This is a genomic window from Vreelandella sp. V005, from assembly GCF_052645115.1.
This window is the reverse complement of sequence record NZ_JBQXYA010000005.1, coordinates 68,543-82,109: the sequence shown is the minus strand read 5'-3', so window position 1 is coordinate 82,109 and position 13,567 is coordinate 68,543. Positions and strand designations below refer to the sequence as shown.

General features: G+C 52.4%; 10 protein-coding genes. 1 reads left to right on the top strand and 9 read right to left on the bottom strand.

Features of this window, described 5'->3' with window-relative positions:
• Positions 1-5 precede the first annotated feature (5 nt).
• From sthA to ACUN8H_RS12925, 9 genes are all read right to left on the bottom strand, one after another.
• A complete protein-coding gene (gene sthA / locus ACUN8H_RS12965) occupies positions 6-1,397 on the bottom strand; it encodes a Si-specific NAD(P)(+) transhydrogenase (RefSeq protein WP_445532498.1) in 1,392 nt (463 codons plus the stop codon).
• A gap of 134 nt (positions 1,398-1,531) precedes the next feature.
• Positions 1,532-1,786 carry a (Na+)-NQR maturation NqrM gene (nqrM, locus tag ACUN8H_RS12960; RefSeq protein ID WP_113269614.1) on the bottom strand — a complete coding sequence of 85 codons (255 nt, stop codon included), beginning with the start codon at positions 1,784-1,786 and terminating at the stop codon, positions 1,532-1,534.
• Positions 1,787-2,050: 264 nt separating this feature from the next.
• On the bottom strand, positions 2,051-3,283 hold the full coding sequence (gene nqrF / locus ACUN8H_RS12955; RefSeq protein WP_445532497.1) for an NADH:ubiquinone reductase (Na(+)-transporting) subunit F: 1,233 nt from the start codon (positions 3,281-3,283) through the stop codon (positions 2,051-2,053).
• A gap of 72 nt (positions 3,284-3,355) precedes the next feature.
• Positions 3,356-3,973, bottom strand: coding sequence for an NADH:ubiquinone reductase (Na(+)-transporting) subunit E (gene nqrE / locus ACUN8H_RS12950; protein WP_240719763.1), 618 nt, complete (start codon positions 3,971-3,973; stop codon positions 3,356-3,358).
• 1 nt (position 3,974) lies between these two features.
• Positions 3,975-4,643, bottom strand: coding sequence for an NADH:ubiquinone reductase (Na(+)-transporting) subunit D (locus ACUN8H_RS12945; RefSeq protein ID WP_445532496.1), 669 nt, complete (start codon positions 4,641-4,643; stop codon positions 3,975-3,977).
• Between the two features lie 2 nt (positions 4,644-4,645).
• A complete protein-coding gene (locus ACUN8H_RS12940; RefSeq protein WP_445532495.1) occupies positions 4,646-5,467 on the bottom strand; it encodes a Na(+)-translocating NADH-quinone reductase subunit C in 822 nt (273 codons plus the stop codon).
• A complete protein-coding gene (locus ACUN8H_RS12935) occupies positions 5,467-6,693 on the bottom strand; it encodes an NADH:ubiquinone reductase (Na(+)-transporting) subunit B (protein ID WP_445532494.1) in 1,227 nt (408 codons plus the stop codon). Before ACUN8H_RS12935 ends, ACUN8H_RS12940 begins: the two co-directional genes overlap by 1 nt.
• Positions 6,693-8,057, bottom strand: coding sequence for a Na(+)-translocating NADH-quinone reductase subunit A (locus ACUN8H_RS12930; RefSeq protein ID WP_445532493.1), 1,365 nt, complete (start codon positions 8,055-8,057; stop codon positions 6,693-6,695). The genes ACUN8H_RS12935 and ACUN8H_RS12930 overlap by 1 nt, the downstream gene beginning before the upstream one ends.
• A gap of 309 nt (positions 8,058-8,366) precedes the next feature.
• On the bottom strand, positions 8,367-9,821 hold the full coding sequence (locus ACUN8H_RS12925) for a glyceraldehyde-3-phosphate dehydrogenase (RefSeq protein ID WP_445532492.1): 1,455 nt from the start codon (positions 9,819-9,821) through the stop codon (positions 8,367-8,369).
• Positions 9,822-10,054: 233 nt separating this feature from the next.
• Between ACUN8H_RS12925 and mfd the strand changes: the two genes are divergently transcribed.
• Entirely contained in the window at positions 10,055-13,504 is a 3,450-nt protein-coding gene (gene mfd, locus ACUN8H_RS12920) for a transcription-repair coupling factor (RefSeq protein ID WP_445532491.1), read from the top strand.
• The last annotated feature ends 63 nt before the right edge of the window (positions 13,505-13,567 follow it).

Here is a 13,567-nt window from a genome sequence, read left to right as displayed (position 1 = left end):
CTAGCTTAAAAAACACGATTTAAGCCATTTTGTGCTGCCACACGATACGCTTCTGCCATCGTTGGGTAGTTGAAGGTTGTGTTTACAAAATACTTAAGCGTATTAGCTTCGCCATTTTGCTGCATAATCGCTTGGCCGATATGCAATATCTCTGACGCTTGATCACCAAAGCAGTGAATACCTAAAATTTCCAGCGTGTCTTGGTGGAAAAGGATCTTGAGCATTCCTACCGTATCGCCAGTAATTTGTGCCCTGGCAGTATCTTTGAAAAACGCTTTGCCTACTTCATAGGGTACTTTTGCTTCTGTCAGCTCACGCTCGTTGGGGCCAAACGAACTGATTTCGGGAATGGTATAAATGCCCGTGGGTACTTCGCTCACAAAGCGATACTCTTTTTCAAGCAGCTCGTTGCAAGAATTTAGGCCTTGATCGTAGGCAGCGCTCGCTAAGCTGGGCCAACCGATGACATCACCCGCCGCATAAACATGGGGCACTTCGGTACGGTAATGCTCATCCACGCTTAGCTGGCCACGCCCATTGGCCTTCAAGCCAATGTTTTCGAGCCCCAGGCTGTCAGTGTTGCCCGTGCGGCCGTTGGCCCACAAAAAGGCGTCAGCGCGAATTTTCTTGCCTGATTTTAGACGCACGACAACGCCTGATTCATCGCCCTCGACACTTTCATACTCTTCGTTATGACGAACCAGCACACCGTGCTTGCGCAGGTGATAAGAGAGTGCATCGCTGATTTCATCATCCAAAAATGACAGCAGACTGTCACGATTGTTGATCAAATCGACCTTGACGCCTAACCCCGAAAATATCGATGCGTATTCACAGCCAATCACCCCGGCACCAAAAATAACCAGCGTGCGCGGTGTGTGAGAAAGACTCAAAATAGTATCCGAGCAGTAAATACGAGGGTGTCGAAAGTTAATATCTGCCGGTCGATAGGGGCGTGAACCGGTAGCAATGACGATTTTTTTGGCGACCAGCTCTTCCATGCCCTCTTGGCGGTCACGCACTACCAGGGTGTGCTCATCTTTAAATCGGGCGACACCATGAAACAGATCGATACGGTTTCGGGCGTAAAACGTGGTACGCATTTCGACCTGCTTATCGATGGTACCCCGTGAACGCTCCATCACTTTAGGAAATGAGAACCAGCGCGGCTCACCGATATCGCGGAACATACGGTTGGTATTGAACGCCATGATCTGCTTGACCTGATGGCGGAGTGCTTTGGAGGGGATGGTGCCCCAGTGGGTGCAGTTACCACCGACCTGCGTCTGCTTTTCAATAATCGCTACGCGTTTCCCATGCTTGGCAGCATTAATGGCCGCACTTTCACCCGCAGGCCCCGTACCGATTACCACGACATCATAATTGTGAACCGCCATACTCGCTGCGTCTCCTTCCTATTCGAAGTAATTCATTTCCGTCTAATCCCATTCCCGACAAACAGGCGCTTGTTGCTTATACGCTAAAAAGGCGCAGTCCATTATGAATCTGCGCCCTTTTATCAAACCAATGTTTAGCGACGGGTTGCATCGTAGCCTAGGTCGGCGCCACGGCTTTCATCACTACGCCGGCGTACGCTGCCACGCTTGCGGTTCTCTTCTTCACAGACCTCATCTTTACCGCCGCAAATATCACAGCCGTCTTTCATGCCTATTTGGTTTAAACCACCACATGAACCGGCAATAGGTTTCCGCCCCATGATGACACCGACGGCCATGACACCCATGATGAGCGCCATAAAGCCGAATACCAGTAGCCAAATTGCCATCTCAACCTCCCAGCCATGCACAGCATAGCGTTACATTATTAGGCTTACCTTCCGACAACTTTTTCTCTACAACATTCAGGCCGGTAAGGACCTCGCGGTCTTATTTCTAATTCATTGTAACCCAGTGACACCCTTGTTATCAGCGTAAGCGTCATGCCATTGATGCTGACTATCGTCGTTCACCTGCTTATACTAGCTTATAAACAAACGGGGCCAGCCATAAGGCCAGCCCCGCTGCTAGACAATCGATATTACATCGATTTTTTATCCGCCGAAGTCATCCAATAGGATGTTTTCCGGCTCGACGCCCATATCCAGCAATAGCTTGATAACCGAGGCGTTCATCATGGGCGGCCCACACATGTAGTACTCGCAATCTTCAGGGGCCGGATGGTCCTTGAGATAGTTCTCGTACAGCACGTTATGGATAAAGCCTGTCGGCCCTTCCCAATTATCTTCTGGCTGTGGATCAGAAAGCGCCAAGTGCCACTCAAAGTTGGGGAACTCTTCGGCTAACTGGTCATACTCTTCGTTATAGAAGGTTTCACGCCAAGAGCGCGCACCGTACCAGAAGGTAATCTTACGATCAGACTTCAAGCGCTTCAGCTGATCGAAGATGTGGCTACGCATCGGTGCCATGCCTGCACCACCACCGATAAAGATCATCTCGGCGTCAGTATCGCGAGCAAAGAACTCACCGAATGGCCCCATAACAGTCACTTTATCGCCTTCTTTCAAGCTGAAGACGTAGGTAGACATCAAGCCGGGCGGGTGGTTAGTGCCCGGAGGCGGTGTTGCAATACGGATGTTGAACTTGAGGATACCCTTTTCGTCCGGGTAGTTCGCCATAGAGTAAGCGCGAATGATTTCCTCGTTGTTCTTGTGGGAAATTTTGAACATATCAAATTTTTCCCAATCGCCACGGTACTCTTCTTCAATATCAAAGTCAGAGAACTTGACGTCATAAGGCGGCGCCACCAGCTGCACATAGCCACCGGCACGGAAGGCTACTTCTTCGCCTTCAGGCAGTTTCAGGTTCAGCTCCTTGATAAAGGTGGCAACGTTGGGATTAGCGACAACCTCCGTTTCCCACTTTTTAACACCGAACACTTCTTCAGGTACTTCAACTTTCATGTCCTGCTTGACAGGTACCTGACAAGAAAGACGCCAGCCCTCTTTTTTCTCGCGCATGGTGAAATGCGACTCTTCCGTCGGCAGAATAGAGCCACCGCCCTCTTCTACGCGGCACTTACACTGGGCACAAGAACCACCGCCACCGCAGGCGGAAGAGAGGAAAATACCGTTAGCAGCAAGCGTATTTAGCAACTTACCACCTGCCTGGGTCTGTAACGTATGCTCGGGGTCGCCGTTGACCTCGATAGTCACGTCCCCGCTACTCACTAGCTTGCTCCGCGCTGCCAAAATGATCGCCGTTAAGCTAATAACGATGACCGTGAACATGACAACACCGAGCAAGATGACTGTTGTATCAACCATGTCGGTTTCCTATTGCTGGAGGTTTTCTATTACCCAGCAGCGCACAGCACTGCTGGGAAAAACCGGCTCCGATTAAAGCTGAATGCCCGAGAAGGACATAAAGCCCAACGACATTAGCCCCACGGTGATGAAAGTAATGCCCAGCCCTTGGAGGCCGCCCGGCACATCGCTGTACTTTAGCTTTTCGCGGATACCCGCCAGCGCCGCAATCGCTAGCGCCCAGCCGGTACCGGCACCAAAGCCATAGACCACGGCTTCGCCAAAGTTATAGCTACGCTCTACCATGAACAGTACACCACCAAGAATGGCGCAGTTAACGGTAATCAGCGGCAGGAACACCCCTAGCGCGTTGTAAAGCGACGGCACGTACTTATCGAGGAACATTTCCATGATTTGTACTAGCGCAGCAATAACGCCGATGTAGGAAAGCAACCCAAGGAAAGAGAGATCAATATTTTCAGCACCACTAATACCGGTCCAGGTTAGCGCGCCTTCCTGAAGCAAGTAAGTGAAAACCAAATTGTTGACCGGCACTGTCACGGTTAATACAACGATAACCGCGATACCCAAGCCAATCGCCGAGGACACTTTCTTGGAGACGGCCAGGAAAGTACACATCCCCAGGAAGAAGGCCAGCGCCATGTTTTCAACAAATACCGAGGCAACAAAAAGACTCAGATAATGTTCCATGTTACACGGCCTCCTTGGGCTTGGTGTTTTCCTTCATTTTGAACTCATTATCTTCGACCTGCTCGGGGTTAACGGAACGCATCACCCAGATCAGTAAGCCGATAATAAAGAACGCAGAAGGCGGCAGTAACAGTAAGCCGTTGGGAACGTACCACCCACCGTTTTGAACGGTTTGCAGGATAGTAATACCAAAGACACTGCCTGCACCGAGTAGCTCACGGAAGAAGCCAACCACCATAAGCACGAAGCCATATCCCAGGCCGTTGCCCACGCCGTCTAAAAACGACATGCCCGGCGTGTTGGACATCGCAAAACCTTCTGCACGCCCCATGACGATACAGTTAGTAATGATCAAGCCAACGAAGACGGAAAGCTGCTTGGACATCTCATAGGCATACGCTTTCAGAATCTGATCTACCACGATTACCAACGAGGCAATGATGGTCATCTGCACGATGATACGAATCGAAGAAGGAATATGATTCCGGATCAGCGATACGAATAGATTAGAGAATGCCGTTACGAAAATAACCGCCAGCGCCATAACGAGCGACACGCTCATGCTGGTAGTCACCGCCAGTGCCGAACAAATCCCCAGGATTTGCAACGCAATGGGGTTGTTCTGGAAAACAGGCGCCGTTAAAACGCCTTTTGCATTTACGTCCGCCATGATCAGGCCCCCTCAACGTCTTCGAAGTTGGTATCGGTCTCTTCGGCGTCTTCCGGCTCAGTACCGCTGCGGAATTTAGCCAAATAGGGACCGAAAGCTTCTTCGCTTAACCAGAACTGCAGCATGTTAGTCACGCCATTACTGGTAAGCGTAGCGCCAGATAGCGCATCTACTTCGTATTCGTCACTAGCGCCGCCTTTGGTCAGGTGAATTTCCGGGGAGAGGTCGCCCCCTTCATCGTAAATTTTCTTCCCTTCCCACTGAGCTTGCCAGCGCGGATTGTTTACTTCAGCGCCCAGGCCTGGTGTCTCACTGTGCTCGTAGTAAGTGATACTGACAATCGTATTACCATCACCTTCTACCGCCAGAAAGCCGCGCATCAAGCCCCACAGGCCCTGGCCACGAATAGGCAGTACGATCTGTTCCGGATCTTCTTCACCGCCAATTAAATAAACCGTAGCAAAGTTTTCGACCCGCGAAAGGCCTGCAATATCCTGATCACCTGACAGCGTTCGGCCTGACGCTGGGTCACGAGCAGCCTCAAAACTGTTGTAGGTGTCCGGATCGTGCTCTTCTGAGTACTCGCCGGTATCAAGATTTACCACGCGCGCGGTGATTTCCTCGCTAAACACCTCTTCAACGTCCATGCCAGGCTCATACAGCTTGGCAACGTTCAAGATATTGGTTTTACGATCAAGCTCCTGGTTGAGCTGCTGAGCGGGTCGCAGAGCTACCGCCGCGGTCGAGACGATGACGGAGCACACTATACAAAGTGCAAACGCCACAATCAGGACTTTCTTGATGGAGTTGTTACCTTGTGCCATTAGTCAGTCTCCTCGGCCGGTACGCCGGTTCGCTTAACGCGACGCTTGATATTGGCCTGGACGAAGAAATGGTCAATCAGCGGTGCAAACAGGTTAGCAAATAGGATCGCCAACATGATGCCTTCTGGGAATGCCGGGTTCACAACGCGAATCAAAACGGTCATCACACCAATCAACGCGCCAAATATCAGGCGGCCTTGATTGGTCATTGATGCTGACACAGGGTCAGTGGCCATAAACACCATACCGAATGCAAAACCACCGATCACCAGATGCCAGTACCACGGCATGGCAAACATTTCGTTGGTGTCTGAGCCAATTAGGTTAAACAGCGTGCTGGTAACCACCATGCCTAACAATACACCCAGCATGATTCGCCACGAGGCAATGCGTGTCCACAATAGCACTGCGGCACCAATGAAGATCGCTAATGTCGACACTTCACCGACAGAGCCGGGGATAAAGCCTAGGAAGGCATCCCACCAGCTGAAGGTGTCAGTCAACGCCGACATGCCATCTTGGAACGCTAGCGAAAGCGCTGTCGCCCCGGTGTAACCATCCGCGGCTACCCATACCGCATCGCCCGAAATTTGCGCGGGGTAGGCAAAATATAGGAAAGCACGGCCGGTAAGAGCAGGGTTCAAGAAATTCTTACCCGTACCACCAAATATCTCTTTACCAATGACCACACCAAAGGTGATACCCAGTGCGACTTGCCATAGCGGAATCGTCGCGGGCAGGATCAGTGCGAATAGCACGGAAGTAACGAAGAAACCTTCGTTAACTTCATGGCCACGCTTAATGGCAAACAGTACCTCCCAGAAGCCACCGACCACAAAAGTGACCAGGTAAATAGGTAGGAAGTAGGTAGCACCCAGGACAAAGTTGGCCCATAAGCTGCTGGCATCATGTCCTGAGGCCAGCGTCATCAAGATCGCTTCGCGCCAGCCACCCATAGAGGCGTAGCCTGCGTCGATCGCCGTGTTCGCCTGCCAGCCTGCGTTCCACATGCCGAAGAACATGGCGGGGAAGGTACACAACCATACGGTAATCATGATGCGCTTGAGATCGATACCGTCACGCACGTGGGCGGTGGTTTTAGCAACGCTGGGCGGCGAGTAAAAAATGGTATCTACCGCTTCAAAAAGCGGGTAGAACTTTTCGTACTTACCGCCTTTGTGGAAATGCGGCTCGATATTTTGGAGTGTCTGTTGAATACCCATCATCAGGCCTCTTTCTCAATCATGGAGAGATTGTCCCGCAGGATGGGACCATACTCGTATTTGCCTGGGCAAACATACGTGCACAGCGCCAGATCCTCTTCGTCCAGCTCCAAACACCCAAGCTGCATGGCAACCTCAATGTCGCCCACGATCAGCGAACGCAGTAGCTGAGTTGGCATGATATCCAGCGGCATGACCGTCTCATAAGAACCAACGGGTACCATCGCGCGCTCAGACCCATTGGTTGAGGTGGTCGGTGCGTAGTTACGTAGACCTTTGATTCTGGAAAGATAAATCCCCAGGACAGAGTGTCGATCTGCGCCCAGAGACAACCAACCCATCAAGATGCGCTTGTTACCTTCTTCAATCAGACTAATTTGATTGTTAAAGCGCCCTAGGTAGGTCAGCTTCCCTTCCGCCGTAAAGCCAGAAAACACAGAACCGGAAATAACGCGGGTGTCATCGGGTTTGATGACTTCTTCTGCCAGGAGTTCATCCGTGCAGGCGCCGATGCGAGTACGCACCAAGCGGGGTTTTTCAGCACGCGGCCCTCCAATGGCCACCACGCGGCTCATATCCAGCTTCCCTTCTACAAAGAACTTACCGAACGCAATAACGTCCTGGTAGCCAATGTGCCACACCTGCTTGTGCAGTGCGACGGGAGAAAGAAAATGAATATGCGTACCGACAAGGCCAGCCGGGTGTGGCCCAGCAAAGCTTTCGGTTTTGACGCCCTCGATATCACCGCCTGGAATCGAGGCATTTTCACCCTTGCCGTTTTCACCTGTACATAGGAAGACGTTGCCCTCGGTCAGGCGCGCTAACACCTTGAGGCCATCTTCAAATGCCTGCGGCTGCTCATTGATGATCAGTGCAGGGTCAGGGCTCAGTGGATGGGTATCCACGGCGGTTACAAAAATATCGCTCGGCACGCTGTCCAGTGCGGGCGTACGTGAGAAAGGACGCGTGCGTAGCGCTGTCCAGAGTCCCGACTCCACTAGTAGGTCCACGACGACTTGGCGTTCAAGCTGCGCTAAGGCATTACGATCATGAGCAGCGAATTCAACCGCTTCCTCAGTCTCGTCGACTTTGATCACAACAGATAGTAAACGACGTTTTTCGCCACGGTTTATTGCAAGCACTTCACCAGCGGCAGGCGCTGTATAGCGCACGCCATCAATCTTCTTGTCAGTGAAGAGCAATTGGCCTAGTTTGACCTTATCCCCTTCCTGGACTTCCATCGTTGGCTTCATGCCAACATAGTCGGTACCCAGGATTGCCACGTGGCGCACAGGCCGCGCATCTTCAATACGCTGCTCGGGCGCTCCCGCGATGGGGAGATCCAGGCCTTTTTTGACTTCGATCATAGTCTCGCCCAGTTGTTGGATCGGATATACGAAGGTATGGGGTTCGAATGCTTATTTTCTGCTCAGCGAATTGTTGTTTTCTGCTCAGATTGTTACCAGTCCGGCCCAAGCAGCACTTGAACCACCCCGAAAAATCCATCGTATTATAAAGACAAGCGCGTCCAATGACCACATCCCTGATGATCTCCAAAAGTGCTATATACATTGGCAAAAAAGCACATAAAGGCAAAAAAAAACGCCACCCGAAGGTGGCGCTGCGTCAGCATTTCGCCTGTCAGCCCCGCTGTGAGGCGCATGTAGCCTGATGGATTAGCGTGGCAGCTTTAAGAACCGCACGTTAGACATCTGCTGTAAAATTCTCACCACCTGGCAGCTATAGCCGAATTCATTGTCATACCACATATACACGACCGCATGATGACCGTTCGCGATCGTCGCTTTGGCATCGACAATACCGGCATGTCGGTTACCCACAAAGTCCGACGAGACCACCTCGGCGGAATCCACGAAATCGATCTGCTTCTGGTAGGCGGAATTTATCGACATCCGGCGCAGGTAGTCGTTTAGCGCAGTGGCATCGGTAGTTTTGTCCAGGGTTAGGTTAAGAATGGCCATGGAAACATTCGGGATGGGCACGCGAATCGCGTTACCGGTTAGTTTACCTTCAAGCTCTGGCAACGCCTTGGCGGCAGCTTTCGCTGCACCGGTCTCGGTCAATACCATGTTCAACGCCGCACTGCGGCCACGGCGATCACCTTTATGATAATTATCAATTAAGTTCTGGTCATTGGTATAGGCATGGACGGTTTCAACATGACCGTTTACCACGCCATATTCATCATTCAACACCTTCAGAACCGGCACGATTGCATTGGTGGTGCACGATGCGGCGGACACAATAAGGTCGTTGTCGCCGATAGATTCATGGTTGATGCCATAAACGATATTTTTAATATCTCCTTTACCTGGTGCCGTTAGCAGCGCTTTAGCAGCCCCTTTGCACTCCAGATGCTGCCCCAAGCCCGCTTCATCGCGCCAGATACCGGTGTTATCGACAATTACGGCATTATGAATATCGTATTCGGTATAGTCGATCTCGCTGGGAGAGTCGGCATAAATAACCTGAATAACGTTACCGTTCACTGTCAGAGTACGCGCCTCGGCATCGACCATAATGGTGCCATCGAACGGCCCATGAACGGAATCGCGGCGCAGCAGGCTGGCGCGCTTTTCAAGGTCTTTTGCCACATCACCACGGCCACGCACGACAATAGCGCGCAAACGCAACAGGTTACCGCCGCCAGCTTTTTCCACCATGACGCGAGCAAGCAAGCGACCGATACGGCCAAAACCATACAGCACTACATCTTGGGGCTCGCCGGTACTGGCGCCTGGCTGATAACCATCAATGATTTCGTGGAGCTCTTTGCGAAGGAAGGCTTCGACATCGCCACCGCCCTGACGCTTGAACATTACCCCCAACTTACCCACATCAACATGAGCTGGGCCAAGGTTTAGCTCCACCATGCTTTTAAGAATGGGGTAAGTATCTTCAACGGCGAGTTCGGTGCCCTCAAGTTTGCGCACAAAGCGGTGGTCTTTGAGAATACGGATGACTGACCGTTTAATGAGCGAACGTCCGAACATGGTGGCAACGACATTGTTCTGACGATAGAGCTGCCCTACCAATGGGATCATCTGCTCCGCCAAGGCTTCGTTGCCTTGCCATTCTTGAAAAACGTTTTCGAGCGCTTGCTGACTCACGTGCGGCCTCATCAGGTAATGGACAATAATTTATGCATATTATCCGGGGCGAGCGCAGTCATCGCAATGAAATGATAGTCGCACAACATGTAGGGGTATTACAGAAACGCCAATCTCACTACAAAAACCATTTCCCAACCAATTCATCCACTCCTTGGCCCGTGGCACTCTAACTGAAACGGGTGATCGTGTATGATCTGTTTTCCGTTTCAGCGCAAAACGATATCTTGCTTATGCCGACTTTCTCTCTGCTCGAACCGCCCCAGCCTCAAGGGACACGCGATACGCTGTACTGGACATCGCCACCGGGCAGTGCGACTGCTTTAGCGCTCTCCCGAGCGGCCAAACACGCACCGTTATTGGTGATCACCCCCAATACGGCTAGCGCGCAGCGCCTCGAACAAGACCTCTACTTCTACAGCGACGTGCCAGTGCTGCCTTTCCCTGACTGGGAAACGCTGCCTTACGATAGCTTTTCGCCCCATCAGGATATTGTTTCGGCACGCCTGCGCACGCTGCGCCAGTTGCAAGATGGCGTACGCGGCATCGTATTGGTGCCCATCAACACACTCATGCAACGCTTACCGCCGGTTGAATATATTGCCGGTCGGGTAATGACGCTCAAAACCGGTGAGCGATTAAATCGTGAGACGTTCCGGGAATCACTTTCGCGGGCGGGGTATCGCGCCGTGGAAACGGTGTATGAACCCGGCGAATACGCCATGCGAGGTGCATTGATCGACCTATTTGCGATGGGCATGGACGAGCCGATCCGCATCGATCTGTTCGACGATGAGATCGATACGCTGCGCCACTTTGATCCCGGCAGCCAGCGCTCAACGGAAAAGCGCGAGTCACTAGAGCTCCTGCCCGCACACGAGTATTCGTTAAGCCGTAGTGCCATTGCTTGTTTTCGTGAGCAATTTGAGACACTTTTCGACGTCGACCCACGTCAATGCCCCCTTTATAACGATGCGTTAAAGGGCATTCCCTCCCCGGGGCTCGAACACTATCTACCGCTATTTTTTGAGCAGACTGCCTCGCTGTTCGATCACTTAACGGACGATACGCGAATTGCCCTGCTGCCCAGGGTTTTCCATGCTGCCGAGCAGCACTGGCAATCGATCGATGCCCGCTACGTCAACCTGGGCGTGGACCCGACACGGCCACTGCTACCACCTCATCGCGCATTCTTCCCGGTCAGTGATGTCTTTTCAGCGATTAAATCCCGCCCACGCATAGAGTTAACGGAAGATAGCGAACAGCGCCATGCGCAACAGCCAGAAGCCATCGCCCTACCCACGCTGTCGATCAATGCCCGTGCTAAACAACCGCTTGGCGAACTGACCGGTTTTTTGAATTCAAACCCCCATACCCGCGTACTTTTTGTCGCGGAATCGCGGGGTCGCCGCGAGGCAATGGAAGAGATATTGGCGCCTCTTGGCCTCGCCTTGCCTCATACCGATAGCTTCCAGGATTTCCTCGCCAGCGAATACCGTTATGCGATTACCGAGGGTTTAGTCGATAGCGGCCTGTGGCTGGATAACCCAAGTATCGCCGTCATCAGTGAAACAGAGCTATTTGGCGACGTAGTGCGCCAGAGCCGACGACGCGAAAAAGCCACCGATGATAACGAACTGGCCGTGCGCCACCTGTCAGAACTGCGCGAAGGTGCCCCGGTCGTTCACCAGGCCCATGGCGTAGGTCGCTATCTGGGGCTTGAAACACTGGAAGCTGGCGGCCAGGCAAACGAGTTTCTTGCCCTCTCCTACGCCGATGGCGCTAAGCTTTATGTGCCCGTCGATAGCCTGCATATGATCTCCCGCTATAGCGGTGCCGGTGACGAACTGGCACCGCTGCATAAACTGGGTTCAGACCAGTGGGAAAAGGCCCGGCGTAAAGCTGCTGAGAAGATTCGCGATACGGCGGCTGAACTGCTCGATGTCTACGCTCGCCGGGAAGCCCAGCAAGGCGTTGTCTACGAGGCGCCAGGCGATGAGTATGTGCGTTTTGCGAGTAACTTCCCGTTTGAGGAGACCGCGGATCAACATGCGGCGATTGAAGCGGTGATCAGCGATATGACATCGCCTCAGCCTATGGATCGAGTGGTTTGTGGTGACGTCGGCTTTGGTAAAACGGAAGTGGCCATGCGCGCGGCGTTTTTAGCCGTACAGTCTGGCCGACAGGTAGTGGTCTTGGTGCCCACCACACTGCTTGCGCGCCAACACTTTGAAAACTTCCGCGACCGCTTTGCCGACACCGCCGTCAATATTGGTTTGATCTCTCGTTTCACTAGCGGCAAAGAAGTCACCCAAACGCTCGAAAGCATTAAAAGCGGCCAAACGGATATCGTGATTGGCACCCATAAGTTGCTCTCCAAAAGCGTTGAACTGCCCAAAATGGGCCTGTTGATCATTGATGAAGAGCACCGTTTTGGCGTGGCCCAAAAAGAGAAGTTGAAAACACTGCGCGCTGAAGTCGATATTCTGACCCTGACCGCCACCCCTATTCCACGCACGCTGAACATGGCCATGAGCGGCATCCGCGATCTATCGATTATCGCCACCCCGCCTGCCCGCCGCCTATCGGTCAAAACGTTCGTCCAGCAACATGATCCCAGTATTGTTAAAGAAGCCCTGTTGCGTGAGATACTGCGTGGCGGGCAGGTGTATGTACTGCATAACGAAGTCAAAACCATCGAGAACAGCGCGGAAAAAATCCGTGAACTGATTCCCGAAGCGCGGGTGGCCGTCGCTCACGGTCAGCTTCCGGAGCGCAGCCTTGAACGTATCATGTCGGATTTCTACCACCGCCGTTTTAACGTGCTGGTTTGCTCGACGATTATTGAGACAGGCATCGATGTGCCCAGCGCCAATACCATTATTATCGAGCGCGCCGATAAATTTGGTCTGGCACAGCTTCACCAACTGCGCGGCAGGGTCGGCCGCAGTCATCACCAGGCCTATGCCTACTTGCTGACACCGCCGCCCAAAGCAATGACACGCGATGCTATTAAACGCCTGGAGGCTATCAGCGCTTCCGACGACCTGGGCGCGGGCTTTACCTTGGCCAGCCACGACATGGAAATACGCGGGGCAGGTGAGCTACTCGGCGATGAACAGAGTGGCCAAATGGAAACCATCGGCTATACCCTTTACATGGAGATGTTGGATCGTGCAGTAAAGGCCATTCGCGCGGGCAAAACCCCCAACATCGACGCCCCTTTCAATACCGGCGTAGAAATCAGCCTTAATCTACCCGCCTTGATTCCGAATGACTATATTCATGATGTACAGCAACGACTGGTGATATATAAGCGAATTGCCAACACGCAGAGCGACAGCGAGCTTAAGGAGCTGCAGGTTGAGCTTATTGACCGTTTTGGCTTATTGCCCGCACCGCTTAAGAACCTTATCCGCCAGACCAAGCTTCGCCATCGTGCAGAGCAATTGGGCATCAGCAAGATCGAAGCGGGCGAAAACCGCGGGCGTGTGCTGTTTGATGGCAGTACGCAAGTAGACCCTTTAACGCTCGTCACACTTATTCAGACCTCACCAAAACACTACCGCTTAGACGGTTCGGACACCTTAAGATTTGAATTACCTATGGAAAGTGTCGACAAGCGCTTCCAGCAACTTGAAAACTTACTTAGCACCCTTAATCAAAAAGTAGCGGCGGCGTAACGCTTGGGGCAAACTTGCCAATAGCCATGCCTTAGTTAGCCTCAACCGGGCTAGCACGAGTGG